This is a genomic window from Opitutia bacterium, assembly GCA_016217545.1.
Classification (GTDB): domain Bacteria; phylum Verrucomicrobiota; class Verrucomicrobiia; order Opitutales; family Opitutaceae; genus Didemnitutus.
The window spans coordinates 444,673-460,342 of record JACRHT010000017.1; the positions used below are offsets into that span (position 1 = coordinate 444,673).

Annotated in this window: 16 protein-coding genes; 10 read left to right on the forward strand and 6 right to left on the reverse strand. The window is 65.5% G+C overall.

Annotated features, from left to right (window positions below; all coding sequences use genetic code 11):
• Window positions 1-139 precede the first annotated feature (139 nt).
• The gene (glpX, locus tag HZA32_17770) at window positions 140-1,213 is read right to left on the reverse strand and encodes a class II fructose-bisphosphatase (GenBank protein MBI5425929.1); all 1,074 of its coding nucleotides are present in this window, start codon (window positions 1,211-1,213) and stop codon (window positions 140-142) included.
• Between the two features lie 156 nt (window positions 1,214-1,369).
• Between glpX and HZA32_17775 the strand changes: the two genes are divergently transcribed.
• Window positions 1,370-1,969, forward strand: a complete 600-nt coding sequence (locus HZA32_17775; protein MBI5425930.1) for a hypothetical protein — start codon at window positions 1,370-1,372, stop codon at window positions 1,967-1,969.
• Between the two features lie 70 nt (window positions 1,970-2,039).
• Here HZA32_17775 and HZA32_17780 read toward each other — a convergent pair whose 3' ends face one another.
• The 4 genes from HZA32_17780 to fabG form a co-directional block, all read right to left on the reverse strand.
• The gene (locus tag HZA32_17780; protein ID MBI5425931.1) at window positions 2,040-2,933 is read right to left on the reverse strand and encodes a hypothetical protein; all 894 of its coding nucleotides are present in this window, start codon (window positions 2,931-2,933) and stop codon (window positions 2,040-2,042) included.
• A gap of 164 nt (window positions 2,934-3,097) precedes the next feature.
• Complete coding sequence (fabF, locus tag HZA32_17785) at window positions 3,098-4,348, reverse strand: beta-ketoacyl-ACP synthase II (protein MBI5425932.1); 1,251 nt, start codon at window positions 4,346-4,348, stop codon at window positions 3,098-3,100.
• 80 nt (window positions 4,349-4,428) lie between these two features.
• Window positions 4,429-4,692, reverse strand: coding sequence for an acyl carrier protein (acpP, locus tag HZA32_17790; GenBank protein ID MBI5425933.1), 264 nt, complete (start codon window positions 4,690-4,692; stop codon window positions 4,429-4,431).
• A gap of 52 nt (window positions 4,693-4,744) precedes the next feature.
• Entirely contained in the window at window positions 4,745-5,491 is a 747-nt protein-coding gene (fabG, locus tag HZA32_17795) for a 3-oxoacyl-[acyl-carrier-protein] reductase (GenBank protein MBI5425934.1), read from the reverse strand.
• 104 nt (window positions 5,492-5,595) lie between these two features.
• Here fabG and HZA32_17800 point away from each other — a divergent pair, with 104 nt between their 5' ends.
• Window positions 5,596-6,354: a hypothetical protein gene (locus tag HZA32_17800; GenBank protein MBI5425935.1), complete on the forward strand. Its 759-nt coding sequence runs from the start codon at window positions 5,596-5,598 to the stop codon at window positions 6,352-6,354.
• Here HZA32_17800 and HZA32_17805 read toward each other — a convergent pair.
• Entirely contained in the window at window positions 6,348-7,517 is a 1,170-nt protein-coding gene (locus tag HZA32_17805; GenBank protein MBI5425936.1) for a sulfite reductase subunit alpha, read from the reverse strand. The two genes, HZA32_17800 and HZA32_17805, sit on opposite strands and share 7 nt — an antisense overlap.
• Before the next feature lie 134 nt (window positions 7,518-7,651).
• Between HZA32_17805 and HZA32_17810 the strand changes: the two genes are divergently transcribed.
• The 8 genes from HZA32_17810 to HZA32_17845 all read left to right on the forward strand — a co-directional run bounded on the left by HZA32_17810 (window position 7,652) and on the right by HZA32_17845 (window position 15,666).
• On the forward strand, window positions 7,652-8,428 hold the full coding sequence (locus HZA32_17810; GenBank protein MBI5425937.1) for an rRNA pseudouridine synthase: 777 nt from the start codon (window positions 7,652-7,654) through the stop codon (window positions 8,426-8,428).
• Window positions 8,418-9,185: an SH3 domain-containing protein gene (locus tag HZA32_17815; GenBank protein ID MBI5425938.1), complete on the forward strand. Its 768-nt coding sequence runs from the start codon at window positions 8,418-8,420 to the stop codon at window positions 9,183-9,185. Before HZA32_17810 ends, HZA32_17815 begins: the two co-directional genes overlap by 11 nt.
• Window positions 9,186-9,362: 177 nt before the next feature.
• The gene (gene folD, locus HZA32_17820) at window positions 9,363-10,238 is read left to right on the forward strand and encodes a bifunctional methylenetetrahydrofolate dehydrogenase/methenyltetrahydrofolate cyclohydrolase FolD (protein MBI5425939.1); all 876 of its coding nucleotides are present in this window, start codon (window positions 9,363-9,365) and stop codon (window positions 10,236-10,238) included.
• A gap of 532 nt (window positions 10,239-10,770) precedes the next feature.
• Window positions 10,771-11,319 carry a bidirectional hydrogenase complex protein HoxE gene (gene hoxE, locus HZA32_17825; protein MBI5425940.1) on the forward strand — a complete coding sequence of 183 codons (549 nt, stop codon included), beginning with the start codon at window positions 10,771-10,773 and terminating at the stop codon, window positions 11,317-11,319.
• On the forward strand, window positions 11,301-12,935 hold the full coding sequence (locus HZA32_17830; GenBank protein MBI5425941.1) for an SLBB domain-containing protein: 1,635 nt from the start codon (window positions 11,301-11,303) through the stop codon (window positions 12,933-12,935). The genes hoxE and HZA32_17830 overlap by 19 nt, the downstream gene beginning before the upstream one ends.
• Before the next feature lie 12 nt (window positions 12,936-12,947).
• Window positions 12,948-13,664: a bidirectional hydrogenase complex protein HoxU gene (gene hoxU, locus HZA32_17835; GenBank protein MBI5425942.1), complete on the forward strand. Its 717-nt coding sequence runs from the start codon at window positions 12,948-12,950 to the stop codon at window positions 13,662-13,664.
• Window positions 13,652-14,197, forward strand: coding sequence for an oxidoreductase (locus tag HZA32_17840; GenBank protein MBI5425943.1), 546 nt, complete (start codon window positions 13,652-13,654; stop codon window positions 14,195-14,197). The genes hoxU and HZA32_17840 overlap by 13 nt, the downstream gene beginning before the upstream one ends.
• A 35-nt stretch (window positions 14,198-14,232) precedes the next feature.
• Window positions 14,233-15,666: a Ni/Fe hydrogenase subunit alpha gene (locus tag HZA32_17845; protein ID MBI5425944.1), complete on the forward strand. Its 1,434-nt coding sequence runs from the start codon at window positions 14,233-14,235 to the stop codon at window positions 15,664-15,666.
• Window positions 15,667-15,670: the final 4 nt, after the last annotated feature.

The following is a 15,670-nucleotide window of genomic DNA, read 5'->3' on the forward strand; positions in this document are numbered from 1 at the left end:
TAAAAGGGCCGCCGAAACCCGCCGTCAACGGCTTTTTGGACTTTTTGCGGCAGGCGGAAATCTGCCGCAAATCGAGCCGCGATAAGCGGACCGGCCCGTGAGCCGGTCGCTACGGCAACGCATCCACCGCGACCTCGCCTCAGACCAGGGTTTCCGTGTTTCGGCTGCGCAGGTAGATCGTCTTGTGGTCGAGATCGTGCACGGCTTGGATGTAGCGGATCGTGCGGCTGCGCGCGCGCATGAGGATCGAGTGCGTCGTGGCGTGGCGCCCGACGACCTTCACTCCGGGCAGCAGCCAGCTCGAGGTGATGCCGGTGGCACAAAAGATCGCCCCCGGACCGGTGACGAGATCCTCGGCGTAGAAGATCTTCGCGAGGTCCTTCCCCGCCGGATCCTTGGCAATGCGCGCTTTCTCCTCGTCGTCACGCACCCACATGCGGAGCTGCTGGCCGCCACCGAGCGCGCGGAGCGCCGCAGCCGTCAAAACGCCTTCGGGCGAGCCGCCGATGCCCAGGTAGAGATCGACGCCGCTGTCCGGCAGCGACGGCGCGATGGCGGCGGTGACGTCGCCGTCGCTGATGAGCCGCAGCGCGGCGCCGACTTTGCGCACGCCGCGAATGATCTTCTCGTGCCGCGGGCGGTCGAGGACCACGACGACGACTTCGCGCACGTTCTTGCCGCGCATCTTTGCGGTCTTGCGGACGATTTCCTCGACCGGTGTGTCGAGGTCGAAACGCATGGCCTTGTTCTTCTCCATCGCGCGCGCGACCTGCGGACCGTAGGCGAGCTTCTCCGAGTAGAATGTCGGGATGTTGACCATCGCGTGGCCCTTCTCGGGCGCGAGCACGCCGGCCATGACGGAGATGGAATTGGGCAGGCCTTTCGAGATGTTCGTCGTGCCGTCGATCGGATCGAGCGCGATGTTGAACTTCGGCGAGCCGGCCTTCCACGTGCCGAGCTTGTCGCCGAGGAAGATGCCCGGGGCATCGTCCTTGATGCCCTCGCCGATCACGACTTCGCCGCGCATGTCGATGTGGTCGAAGGTGCCGTTGATCGCGTCGCAAGCGGCGGCGTCGGCGCCCTCCTTGTCGCCGCGGCCGATCCAGTGGACGGCGTTGAGCGCGGCGTTTTCGGTCGCGCGGATGAACTCGAACTCGAGCGACCGCTCCGGGTCGCTCTCGGTCAGGCTGGTGCGTTTGGTCGGGGTGGCCATGGGGTGCTTGGTTGGGGCAAGCAAAGCGCGTTTTCCGCGCCCGGCGCAACGCGACCGCAGACCGCGTCCGCGTTTATTAGATTCACGTCGTCCATGATTCGATCGGAACAGAAATCGAGGTTGTGCGCTGTGGGGTGAACCGCCACCTTGCCGCGCGTGAGCCACATCGCCGCTGCATTGGCCAAGAGCAAAGGCAAGGCCGTGACGCCGCCCCCCGAGACCACAGTCGACGCCACGGGGCCGGGACTCGGCGTGTCCACTCCTCCCATCGTCACCGCCGAAAGCGCGCCACCGATCGTCCCTCCCAAGCGCTCTCCCGCCCTCATCGCCGGCTTGGCCGCGCTGGCAATTCTCTGCGGCGGAGCCGCATGGTGGCTCGTGCGCCGCGCGCCAGCGGAAGCTCCCATCGTCGCGCCCGCGCCGGCACCGAAGGCGAGTCCGGAAATCACCGCCCAAATTGCCGCGAAAAATAACACACAAGCCGCCCTCGTTCGGACCTTGAGCAACCCGACTCCCGTCGCTGAGCCGCCTCCACCGGCGGCGACGCCGGCCGCCAGCTCGGTGGAGTATTTCGAGATCGTCCGCAAGCTGGCCGTTTCGGCCGTGATGGTCGGATCGAATGGACGCGCGGTGATCAACGGCAAGACGCGCCAAGTCGGAGCCGAAGTCGCCCCCGGGCTCACCTTGGTCGAAATCGCGCCCGGCCGCCTCCTGTTTCGCGATCAAGCCGGCAACGACTATCCGCGGCGCTTCTAGCTGCGTGATTTCGCGCTGACGTCGCGACAAGGCGCTCTCTTTCGCGACGAGAGCCGCATCGAAAACGGGTTCAGGCCGGACGCGCCAGCCGGCCAAGCACGGATTTCCTGGCGAGGGTCTCGAGCATCTTCTCGCTCTCCGCGACGCTTTGCTCGGTCTCCTCCGGATTCACGAGCGTCGCGGCCTCCTCGCGCATGCGGTTCAGCACGCGCATGACGTATCCGTCCAGCGCTTCGCTCTGATTCGTGTCGACCAACCGCGCCTGCTCGCGCATGGCCGGCAACGTGTCCTCCACTAGTTGTTTCAACTCGGACAGAATCTTGTCGAACTGCGGCTGCGCCTCCGCGAGCGGCACGCTGCTGAGCATCGCAATCCACGGCGAGTAACTGACGTTGCGCAGGCGCGGCAGCTCCATCGCGTGCAGGCGCGTGTCGCGCAGCAAGCGCGCCTGCACTTCGGCAACGTCGTTGGCGAAACAGATTTCCTGCTCCAGTTTTTTCGCAGCATCGATCGCGATGAGGAAGCCCTGCAACGCCGCCTGCGAATACGATTGCTGAAAGCGCTCGTAGCCGGACGTCGCCATGTTGCGGACATTGCCGAGCGCCTGCGTGAGACCGAAAACCTTTTCGCCGAACCGCGTGAGACAGCGATCCCAGTCGGCGCGATGCTCCCGCAACGCGAGCGCGCGCAGGTATTCGGGCTCGTGCTCGCGGCAGTAATCCTCCGCCGCCTCGATCACCAATTTCCGGATGTGCGGTTCGACGCGGTCGAGTTGCGCGATGCCGTTCCGCAACAGGCGAAGCCCTTCCTCCGCCTCGGCCTCGAGTCGGGCGTGGGCTTCCTTGGCCACCTTCGCGGCGAACAGCCCCGGGCGCTGCTTGCGGAGGGCGACGGCCGCTGCCGCCTGCTCGTCCAACACGGGGGCAATTGCTTCGCGCCCGAGGCGCAAATGCGCTTCGCGCACCAGAAGATCACGAATTTGAAGCGGGAGGGCCACGAACAAATCCCACCCAAACGGCGAAACCGCGCGGCTCGCGCCGGCGGAGGATTGGCTGGGGCAACGCGAATGGAAGATGGCGGACACACGGTCCGCCAGCCCGAATTAGGCGCGCCCCGCCACCCGCCGGCTCACATCTTGCGGAAGACGAGCGCGGCGTTCTGGCCGCCGAAGCCGAGATTGTCGCTCAGCACGGTGCGGACGTTGGCGCTGCGCTTCACGTTCGGCACGTAGTCGAGGTCGCAGTCCGGGTCGGGCGTCTCGAGGTTGATCGTCGGCGGCACCTCGCCGGTCTCGATGGTCTTCACGCTGATCACGGCCTCGACGCCGCCGGCGGCACCGAGGAGGTGGCCGGTCATCGACTTGGTGGAGCTGATCATGACCTTCCTGGCGTGTTCGCCGAAGACCTTCTTGATCGCGAGCGTCTCGAACTTGTCGTTGTAGGGCGTGGAGGTGCCGTGCGCGTTGATGTAGTCGATCTCCTCGGGGCGCACGCGGGCGTCGGCGAGCGCGCGGGTCATGGCGAGCGACAGGCCCTTGCCCTCGGGATCCGGCTGCGTGATGTGGAACGCATCGCAGGTCGCAGCGTAGCCGGTCAGTTCGCAGTAAATGTGCGCGCCGCGCGCGAGCGCGTGCTCGAGGCTCTCGATGACGAGGATGCCCGAACCTTCACCCATGATGAAGCCGTCGCGGTTCGCATCGAACGGACGGCTGGCTTTCTGCGGGTTCTCGTTGTTCGTGCTCATCGCCTTCATCGAGCAGAAGCCCGCGTAGGACAACGGCGTGATCGCCGCCTCGGCGCCGCCGCAGACCATCACGTCGGCCTCGCCGCCGCGGATCATGCGGAGCGATTCGCCGATGGCGTGGGTCGCGGTCGCGCAGGCGCTGACGACGCCGAAATTCGGGCCGCGCGCGCCGAGCTCGATGGCGACGAGACCGCCGACCATGTTGCTGATCAGCGCCGGAATCATGAACGGCGACACCTTGCGCGGGCCGCGTTCGACGAGATTCTTGTGCTGGTTCTCGATCGTGAGCATGCCGCCGATGCCGGAGCCGATGATGACGCCGACGCGGTCTGCGTCCTCCTTGGTCATGTCGAGCTTCGCGTCCGCGATGGCCTGCTTGGCCGCCACGAAACCGAAGTGCGTGTAGCGGTCGTTGCGGCGGACCTCCTTCGGGTCCATGTGCTGCGCCGGGTCCCAGTTGCGCACCTCGGCGCCGATCTGGCAGGCGTAGTCCTTGACGTCGAACTGCGTGACGCGATCGATGCCGCACTTGCCGGCAAGGATGCTGGCCCAGAAGTCGGGCACATTATGGCCGAGCGAGGCGACGACGCCCAGACCGGTAACGACGACACGTTTGTGCGGAGAAACGGTTTCCATCAGCGGGACACAGTGAAAATAAAAAGGCGTTCTACCAGTCCCGATTTTCCGGGTGGTAGAACGCCTTTAGGAAAGGGAACTTACTTCGCGCCCGCTTTGGACTCGATGTAGGTGATCACGTCGCCGACCGTCTGCAGCTTCTCGGCGTCGGACTCGGGAATCTCTCCCTTGATCTCGTTCTTAAACTCCTCTTCGAAGGCCATGATGAGCTCGACGGTGTCGAGGGAGTCGGCGCCCAGATCGTCGAGGAAGGAGGCCTCCTTGGTGATCTGCTCTTCGTTAACGTTCAGCTGGTTAACGATGATCTGCTTGACGCGTTGTTCGATGGTTTTCTGGTCGGCCATGTTGGAAAGGGTTCGGGTGTCTGGTCGGGGCTAAAATGTGGTCAAATCGGCATCACATCACCATGCCGCCGTCAACGGTAAAAACCTGACCGGTGATGTAGCCGGCCTCTTCGGAGGCGAGGAACGCCACCATGTGGGCAATGTCGGCGGCTTCGCCGAGGCGCTTCAGCGGGATGACGCTCATCAATTTCTCGCCGGCCTCCTCGGGCAGGCCCGCGGTCATGTCGGTCTTGATGAAACCGGGCGCCACGGCGTTGACCGTGATGTTGCGCGCCGCGAACTCCTTCGCGATCGACTTCGTGAAGCCGATCATGCCGGCCTTGGCCGCGCAGTAGTTGGCTTGGCCGGGGTTGCCCATCAGGCCGACGACCGACGTGATGTTGATGATGCGGCCCCAGCGCTTCTGGGTCATCGGACGGCCGACGAGCTTGGTGAAGTGGTAGCAGCTCGTCAGGTTGGTCGCCATGACGTTGTTCCAGTCGTCCTCGCTCATGCGGAACAGCAGGCCGTCCTTCGTGATGCCGGCGTTGTTGATGAGGATGTCGATGTTGCCGAACTCGGCCAGCAACTGCTCGCACGCCGCCTTCACCGCCGCGCCATCCGCGACGTCGACCGCGAGGGCCTTGGCCTTGCCGCCCGCCGCGACGATGCCGGCGGCGACCGCGCCGCAGCTGTCCGCGGACTTGCTCACGCAGATCACCGTGACGCCGTTCTTGGCGAGGAGTTCAGCGATGGCTTTGCCGATGCCACGCCCCGCGCCAGTGACGAGGGCCACACGATTGTTGTAGGTCAGGCTCATGGGAGGCGGATGGGATGCAGATGGCTACGGGCGGGCAAGCGCGAAAAGGCGCCCGCCCGAATGCAGACTTGTCGTCAGACCGGTCGAATAACTTGCATGGAGTCATGCGCAATGCCCGCCTTGAATCGATACCGTTTTACGCCCGTGGAACGAAGATGTCGCCGCTTTTTTCGAACTCTGAAGATTTTGAGGCAACCGTTGCACAGATATTGCCGATGGTGAGAGCGATCGGCCGCGAGAAAAATATTCGCCATCTTGTCATCGATACGTGGTGTCTCACTGACTTTGTTGTTCGCCGAAACCTAGTGATTCTCTTGGGTATGTCGAAATTCGAGGCTCCCGAGTTCGATCCCAAATTCGATCTCCTTCCGCGATCATTTGAAGACCTGCTGCGCTGTCTAGAGGCGTTCTGCATTTCGCAGAAAGATCTTCCCCGCGATATGGACCCGCTTGATCGCGCGATCGCGATACCTACTGAATTTCTGGTATTAATTTCTAAAGACCAAGATTTCAGTGAACGATTCGACAGTTTCCTACGGCAGTATTATCAAGAGAAGGCCCCTGAGGTCCTTCAGTCCTCACCGTTTCTCCCTAAGGAGCGGAAGCCAAAGAATCTTTCTGGGGCTGGTCGTTCGCTTCTCGACCGCCTCGACCAAATTTGGTTTCGAGATGTTCGGCGGCTGAACAAAGCGAGAAATTTGGCGGCACATACTATGAGTGACACGAAGGTGGCGGCGGCTTTCGGGTTTGCCGGACAAGATTCCGCCCTGAAGACGAAACAGACCTGCCTGAGCTTACTTCGAACCCTGTTGGGGATCAAAATACCGCGCGCCAGCACGCGCCTACAGCGGAGCGCTCAGTAAACATCCCGCATGTAGCGGTGGTCCTTCTTGAGCTGCTTCACGAACTCTGCCGCGGCGGCGGCGTCTAGGCCGCCGTGTTGCGCGACGATTTCGTGGAGGGCGGCGTCGACGTCCTTGGCCATGCGCTTGGCGTCGCCGCAGACGTAGAAGTGCGCGCCGGCCTTCAGCCACGCCCATAGCTCGGCGCCGTTCTGGCGCATGCGGTCCTGCACGTAGATTTTCTCCGCTTGGTCGCGCGAGAAAGCGACGTCGAGGCGCGCGAGCTTGCCCTGCTGCTGCCAAGCGAGCCACTCCTCTTCGTAGAGGAAATCCGTCGCGCGGCGCTGATCGCCGAAGAAGAGCCAGTTACGACCGGTCGCGCCGGTCGCCACGCGTTCCTGCATGAACGCGCGGAACGGTGCCACGCCGGTGCCCGGTCCGACCATGATGACATCCTTCGCGCCATCCGCCGGCGGCGCGAAATGCGAGAGCGACACGAACACCGACACCGCCGTCTCGCCCGCAGCCACGCGGTCGGCGAGGAAGGTCGAGCACACGCCGTGGCGCTGGCGACCGTTGGTCTCGTAGCGGACGACCGCGACCGTGAGATGCACCTGCGTCGGGTGGACGCGGCCGCTCGACGCGATCGAGTAGAGGCGCGGCATCAGCTTGCGCAGGTGGTCGACGAACTCCTGCGGCGTGACGCGCGCGTGCGGAAATTCCGCGAGCAGGTCCACGTATTCGCGCTCGGCGAGGTAGGCGGTGAGTTGCTCCTTCGCCTCGGGCGCGAGCAGGCCGGCGATCTTCTCCTTCTCCGTGTGATCAGGCGTCTTGGCCGCGAGCGTTTCGAGGATTTTCTTCGTCGGCCCGGCGAGCGCGAGCCGCGAGAAAAGCGCTTCGCGCAGCGTGATCGGCGTCGCGAGCTTGAGCATCGCGGGGCTGACCAGCTCGTCGCCCGTGGCGTGCAGGCGTGCGAGGACTTCGTCGACGAGTTCCGGGCGGTTCGTCGGGAAAACCCCGAGCGAGTCACCGGCTTTGTAGGTCAGGCCGCTGTCGGCGAGGTCGATGACGAAGTGCCGCGTGTCCTTGGCGGAGCCGTCGCGGTTGAGGCGGCGGTTTTCCGTGAGGCGAGCGGGAAACGGGTTGTCCTTGGAGAACGTGGCGGGAGCGGGCTCCAGATGCATGCGTGGAAGGCGTGTTCTGCCGGGCTGCCGAAGCAGGTGGCAAGCCCGTTCACCGTCACTTTGCCGCAGGTGACGCAAAACGCCAACGGGGCTTTCCTGTTGCCCGCCGCCGCGCGCGGCCCAAACGTGCGGGCATGGAACCCGTTCGCATTCAGAAATTCATCGCCGATTCCGGCCTGTGCTCCCGCCGGGCGGCCGAGGCGTTGATCGCGGCGGGCGAGGTTTACGTGAACGGCGAGAAGGCCGAGCCCGGACGCAAGGTCGAGCCCGGCGTCGACAAGGTCACCGTGCGCGGCAAGCCCGTGCGCTCGACCGCGCAGCCGAAAGTCACCCTCGCCATGCACAAGCCGCGCGGCCTCGTCTGCTCCAACAGCGACCCGCACGCCGAGGACGGCACGATCTTCGACCTGCTCCCGCGCGAGTGGCGCAAACTCCGGCTGTTTTGCGCCGGCCGACTCGACAAGGACAGCGAGGGCCTGCTCATCCTCACGACCGACGGCGAGCTCGCGAACAAGCTCATGCACCCGTCCAACACGGTCGTGAAGCGCTACCACGTCACGCTCGAGCGCCCCTTCCCCGCCAGCAAAGTCGGCCAGCTGCTCAAAGGCGTGAAGGTCGAGAACGAGCACCTCCAGGTCGAACACGCGCTGTTGCTCAACCCGAACCGCGACAAGCTCGCCTCCTCGCTCGACGTCCACTTGCACCACGGCAAGAAGCGCGAGATCCGCCAGCTGTTCCTCGCGTTCGGTTTCCCGGTGAAACGTCTCCGTCGCTACCAGATCGGAGCGCTGCGCCTGAAAGGAATCCCGTTGCGCGGGGTGAAACAACTTTCTACGAAGGAAATCTCACTGCTCTTCGCGACGCCTCGCGCGATTCCCGAACAGCCCGCGTTCAACGACCATGAAGATTAAGCTCACTCTCCTCGCCCTCGCGCTCACCGCCGCGCGCCTCCTCGCCGACACCGTCGCGACCGACACCGCGGTCTTCCAGCAAGCCGACGCGAAATCTCCCGTCCTCACCCGTCTCACCGCCGGCGCGACGATCACCGTCGTCGGCGAAGCGCCCGCCGGCTGGCGCCGCGTCGAAGTCGACGGCACTTTCAACGGCTACTCGCGCGGCCGCGAGATCACGAAAGCCCTCAGCGTCCGCGAAGGGGCCAACATCTACAGCGAGCCGAAGGTCACGTCCGCCGTCATCACCGTTTCGCAGAAGGGCGACAAGTCCGAGGTCGTCGGCCTCGCCACCGGCGACTGGCTGCAGGTCCGCGTCGAGAAGAAGCTCCAGGGCTTCATCGCCGTCGGCGCCATGGCCAACCGTCCGTCCGCCACGCCGCTGACCGCCGCGCCGGCGCCGTCCGCGCCCGCCGCCTCGAGCACCGAGCCCGGCCGCCCGGTCGCGATCACGGGCAACAGCGCCGACACGCCGCGCCTGTTCACGGGCACGTTCGTCGCCGCGCGCGCCACGCTCTTCGGCTCCACGCCCGTCTACGACTACCAGCTGACCGACAGCAACGGCCGCCGCTTCGCCTACGTCGACACCAAGCGCCTCGTCCTCACCGAGAAGATCGAGAGCTACCTCGACCTGCAGGTCGTCATCACCGGCACGGTGCGAAACACCGTCGACGGCAAGGACCTCGTGGTCGCCGCCGAGTCGATCCAGCGCAAATAAGACTCGCGAAATCCCGGCTGACTCACGGAGCCGACTTGGCTTTCATTCCAGCGCTGTCATTGCGAGGAGCGTAGCGACGAAGCAATCCATCTGAATTCCAGCTGGATCGCCACGGCCCGCTGCGCGGGCCTCGCGACGACAAACCGCAGCACCCGCTGCCCCCTTTTTTCTCTCCCCATGGAAATCATCGACGGCAATCAGGTCGCGGCCGAAATCGTCGCGGAACTCAAAGCGGAAGTCGCCGGCTACACCGGCCGCAAGCCCTGCATCGCCCTCGTGCGTGTCGGCGACGATCCGGCGTCGATTTCCTACGTGAAGAAAAAGGAGAAGACCGCCGCCGAGATCGGCATCGAGAGCCGCCTCATCCTCCCGCCGGTCACGATCACGCAGGCCGAACTCTGCACCATCATCGACGGCCTCAACGCCGACGCCGGTGTCGACGGCATCCTCGTGCAATCGCCGCTGCCGAAGGGCATCGACGAGGTCGCGGTGTTCCGCCGCATCGCCGCCGAGAAGGACGTCGACGGTTTCCACACGCTCAATCTCGGCAAGCTCGCGCAAGAGGACGAGACGGGCTTCGTCGCTTGCACGCCCGCCGGCATCATGGAGCTGCTCCAGCGCGCGAAAGTTTCCCTCGCCGGCAAACACGTCGTCGTGCTCGGCCGCTCGCTCATCGTCGGCAAACCCGCCGCGTTGCTCGCCGTCCAGCGCAAGGCGTGGGCCAACGCCACGGTCACGATCTGCCACTCGCAAACCAAGGATCTGCCCGCCATCACGCGGCAGGCCGACGTCCTCATCGCCGCCATCGGCAAAGCCGAGTTCGTCACCGCCGACATGGTGAAGCCGGGCGTCGTCGTCATCGACGTCGGCGTCAACCGCGTGCCCGACGCCACGAAGAAGACCGGCTATCGCCTCACCGGCGACGTGCATTTCCCGACCGTTTCCCCGCTCTGTGCCAAGATCACGCCGGTTCCCGGCGGCGTCGGCCCGATGACCGTCGCGATGTTGATGAAGAACACGGTCAAGGCCTACCGGCAAAACCGCGCCGCCTGAGCCGCTCCGAGTAACTTCGGCGCGGGCTCGATGGATTCGGCTCGCCCAGCGCGCGGCTCGTTCGCCCGCTCCGCTGATCGATGGCGGTGACTCCCGCTCAGCGGACTGTGCGAAGCGGCCAGACGCACGCTGCGCCGCGCATGCACCCCTCGCCGCACGAGCAGTGAGCTGACCACGCTCACGCGAGTTGTCGGCCCCCGTCCCGCTTCGTTCGGCGGGAATTCGTCCCGCGCCATGCGGCCGTGTTGCCCTGCTCGACGCGGATGCGAGCGTTTTAGGACACTCATTGTTGAACGAGGTTTGGGACCACCGTGGACGCGGTTGGCACGCGTTCCTCATAGGAGAATCTTCCGCGCTCGAAGAAATTTGAGCCAATATCTGCGCACCAATCCACGCTGGCCCTTGCGCAATGCGCGCTCAGTCCGGCCCGCGCGTTCCGGATACCCTTTCACGCCAAAACTAACCGGCCGGTCCTAGCCCTATCGGACCGCTGGAGGCGGTGCGGGAAGGTCCGGATTGGCCGCCCCCGCCTATGCTACTCACGGAAGCCCGCCGAAAACTCGAGCGCAAGAAAGCCGCCGCCACCCCTCATCCCAGCGGCGACAAGCGACTCGTCATCCTCGACACCTTCATGAAGCGCCAGCAGTTCCGCGGCGACGCTCTCATCGAGGTCCTGCACAAGGCCCAGGAACTCTTCGGGTTCCTCGACGACGGCCTGCTGCTCTACATCGCGAAGTCGCTCAAGCTCCCGCCGAGCCGCGTCTACGGTGTCGCGACGTTCTATCACTTCTTCTCCCTGAAACCCCAGGGCGAGCACAACTGCGTCGTCTGCCTCGGCACCGCCTGCTACGTCAAGGGCGCCGACAAAATCATGGCCGCGCTCGAGAAGCGCACCGGCATCAAGAGCGGCGAGACCACGCCCGACAACAAGCTCTCGCTCGTCACCGCGCGCTGCATCGGCGCCTGCGGCATCGCGCCGGCCGTCGTCTACGACGGCACCGTCGCCGCGAAACAAACCCCCGACTCCGCGCTCGCCGCCGTCGAAAAACTTCTCACTGCCCCATGCAACTCGAAGACCTGAACGCTCTCGCCGAAAAGGAGCACGCGACGCGCAAGAAGACCTGCCTGCGCACCTGCATGTCCGCGGGCTGCCTCTCGTCGCAATCCGACAAGCTCAAGAAGAACCTCGACGCCGCCGTCACCGCCGCCGGTCTGACGAAGGACGTCGAAGTCCGCCGCGTCGGCTGCATGGGCTTCTGCGGCCAGGGCCCGCTCGTCGCCGTCGACCAGCCCGACGGCCACAGCAAACTCTACGAACACCTCACGCCCGACGACGCCACCAAGCTCGTCGGCGAAATCCAAGGCCAGCCCTCCGGCCTGCCCTTCGGTGACGAGAAACACCCATTCTTCGCCCGCCAGATGCGCATCGTCCGCGCGAACGGCGGCGTCATCGACCCCGAGCGGATCGAAGCTTACATCGAAGCCGGCGGCTACCGCGCGTTGCTCCAGGTTCTCACCGAGAACACGCCCGCCGGCGTCGTTGAAGCGATCACCAAGAGCGGTCTCCGCGGCCGCGGCGGCGCGGGTTACCCGACCGGCCTGAAATGGGCGACCGTCGCCCGCGCAGCCGGCCCGAAGAAATACGTCGTCTGCAACGGCGACGAAGGCGACCCGGGCGCGTTCATGGACCGCTCGATTCTCGAGAGCGATCCGCACCTCGTGCTCGAGGGCATGGCCATCGCCGCCTACGCCACCGGCGCCGACCAAGGCTTCCTCTACGTGCGCGCCGAATACCCGCTCGCGATCAGCCGCCTCAACCTCGCGATCAAGCAGGCCAAGGCCATCGGCATCCTCGGCGCGAACATCTTCGAGACGCCGTTCTCGTTCAACGTCGAGGTCCGCATCGGCGCCGGCGCCTTCGTCTGCGGCGAGGAAACCGCGCTCATGGCCTCGATCGAGGGCAAGCGTGGCCAGCCGCGCCCGCGCCCGCCCTTCCCCGCCGAGTCCGGCCTCTGGGGCAAGCCGACGCTCCTGAACAACGTCGAGACCTTCGCCAACATCGTGCCGATCATCCAGCGCGGCGCCGAGTGGTATGCCTCCATCGGCACCGAGAAGAGCAAGGGCACGAAAGTCTTCGCTCTCACCGGCAAGGTGAAGAACAACGGCCTGATCGAAGTCCCGATGGGCATCACGCTCCGCGAGATCGTCGAGGAGCTCGGCGGCGGCGCACCCGACGGTCACGAGATCAAGGCCGTGCAAACCGGCGGCCCGTCCGGCGGCTGTATTCCCCAACAGCACCTCGACACGCCCGTCGACTACGACTCGCTCGGCCAGCTCGGCTCGATCATGGGCTCGGGCGGCATGGTCGTGATGGACGACACCACGAACATGGTCGAGATCGCGCGCTTCTACATGGAGTTCTGCCGCGACGAATCCTGCGGCAAATGCATCCCGTGCCGCGCCGGCACGGTGCAAATGCACCAGCTGCTCAACAAAATCATCGAGCGCCGCGCGACCGCCGAAGACCTCAAGCAACTCGAGGAACTCTGCGACATGGTCCGCCAGACCAGTCTCTGCGGCCTCGGCCAGACCGCGCCGAATCCCGTCCTGAGCACGTTGCGGTTCTTCCGCCACGAATACGAGGAGCTCCTCCAACCCGAGACCGCGCCACACGCGCCTCACTCGAACCACTCCTGACCTCGCCCCGCCATGGCTGTTAAAACCCTCACCATCGACGGACGCCCCGTCTCCGCGCAGGAGGACGCGACCATCCTCCAGGCCTGCACCGAGGCCGGCATCAAGCTGCCGACGCTGTGCCACCTCGACGGCGTCTACGACGTCGGCGCCTGCCGCCTCTGCCTCGTCGAGGTCACCGGCAACAACAAGCTCCTGCCCGCCTGCACCACCAAGGTGCGCGAAGGCATGGACATCCACACCGACACCCCGAAGCTGCGCCACTACCGCAAGCTCACGCTCGAGCTGCTCTTCGCCGAGCGCAACCACACCTGCGCCGTCTGCGTGTCCAACGGCCACTGCGAACTCCAGTCGCTCGCGGCCGATTGCGGCATGGACCACGTGCGCTACGAATACCAATCGCCGCGCTGGCCCGTCGACCAATCGCACGCGCTCTACGGCATGGACCACAACCGCTGCATCCTCTGCACGCGTTGCGTCCGCGTCTGCTGGCACATCGAAGGCGCCGGCACCAAGAACGTCGCCGGCCGCGGTGCGAAGTGCGAAGTCATCACCGACCTCAAGCAGCCGTGGGCCGACGCCGACACGTGCACCTCGTGCGGCAAGTGCGTGATGAGCTGCCCCACCGGCGCGCTCTTCTACCGCGGCGCCTCCGCCGGCGAGATGGTCCGCGACCGCTCGCGCCTCGAATTCATCGTCAACGCCCGGGAGAAACAACAATGGAACGCTTAAGATTCGCCTCCGTCTGGCTCGGTGGTTGCGCCGGCTGCCACATGTCCTTCCTCGACCTCGACGAGTTCCTCCTGGATCTCGCCGGCCGCGTCGAGGTGGTCTACAGCCCCATCGCCGACCTCAAAACCTATCCCGAGAACGTCGACCTCTGCCTCGTCGAGGGCGCGATCTGCAACGTCGACCACGTCGAGCTCGCGCATCAAATCCGCGCGCGCACGAAGATCGTCGTGTCGTTCGGCGACTGCGCCGTCACGGCCAACGTCCCCGCGATGCGCAACGTCCTCGGCGCGAAAAACGCCGACAACGTCCTTCAGCGCGCCTACGTCGAGGCCGCCGAGGCCAACCCGGTGAAGCCCGCGCTCGACGGCGTGTTGCCGCCGCTGCTGCCCAAGGTCGTGCCGCTGCACCAGCTGATCAAAGTCGACCACTGCCTGCCCGGCTGCCCGCCGCCCGCCGACCGCATCAAGGCCCTCCTCCTCCACCTCCTCGACGCCGCCCCCGCGCTCAGCGGTTCCCAACTGAAATTCGGCTGAGCGCCGCGCGCTCGCCCCCGCACAAACGCCCGCTCATGACCCGTCGCATTCTCATCGACCCTGTCACCCGCATCGAAGGCCACGCCAAGATCAGCCTGCGCCTCGACGAGGACGGCCACGTCGCCGACGCCGAGTTCCACGTCACGGAATTCCGCGGCTTCGAAAAATTCTGCGAAGGCCGCACGCTCGCCGAGATGCCCGGCATCACCGCGCGCATCTGCGGCATCTGCCCGGTCTCGCACCTGCTCGCCTCCGCCAAGGCTGGCGACGCCATCCTCGCCGTCCGCGTGCCCACCGCGGCCGACAAGCTGCGCCGCCTGATGAACCTCGGCCAGATCGTGCAGAGCCACGCGCTGAGTTTCTTCCACCTCAGTTCGCCGGACTTCCTGCTCGGCTGGGACACGCCGCCCGCACAGCGCAATGTCTTCGGCCTCGCCGCGCAAAAACCCGAACTCGCCCGCGCCGGCATCCGCCTGCGCCAGTTCGGCCAGGAGATCATCGAATTGCTCGGCGGAAAAAAGATTCACCCCGGCTGGGCCGTTCCCGGCGGCGTGCGCAGCGGCGTCGACCGCGCCACGCTCGACAAGATCAAGGCGTGGCTGCCTGAGGCGTTCGCCACGACCAACCTCGGGATCGGACTTTTCAAACACGTGCTCGAAACGCACGGCCGCGAAATCGAAACCTACGGCGACTTCCCCTCTATGTTCATGGGCCTCGTCGGCCCGCGCGGCGAATGGGAACACCACGGCGGCAAGCTGCGCTTCACCGACAGCGCCGGCCAGATCGTGCAGGACCAGATCGACCCGAAGACCTACGCCTCGCTCATCGCCGAGCAGGTGCAGACCTCATCCTATCTCAAGTCGCCTTACTACCGCGCGCTCGGCCCGCAAGCCGGACTCTATCGCGTCGGCCCGCTCGCGCGCCTCAACGTCTGCACGACGATCGGCACGCCGAAAGCCGACGCTGAACTCGCGAACTTCCGCAGCTTCGGCCGCGGCGGCGCGGTGACGTCGTCGTTCCTCTATCACTACGCTCGCCTGATCGAGATCCTCGCCGCCCTCGAGCGCATCGCGCTCTATTGCGACGACGAGGACCTGTTGCGCGATCACATTCGCTCCGACGCGGGCATCAACCACCTGCACGGCGTCGGTGTCAGCGAGGCGCCGCGCGGCACGCTCATCCACGACTACACCGTCGACGAGAACGGCCTGCTCACGAAGGTGAACCTCATCATCGCCACCGGTCACAACAACCTCGCGATGAACCGCACCGTCGCGCAGATCGCGCGCGCGTGGATCAAGCCCGGCTCGACCGAGATTCCCGAGCCGCTGCTCAACCGCGTCGAACACGGCATCCGCTGCTACGACCCGTGCCTGAGCTGCTCGACGCACGCCGTCGGCAAAATGCCCCTCCTCGTCCAACTCGTCTCGCCCACCGGCGCGATCCTCAACACCGTCGCCCGCGACTAGCGCG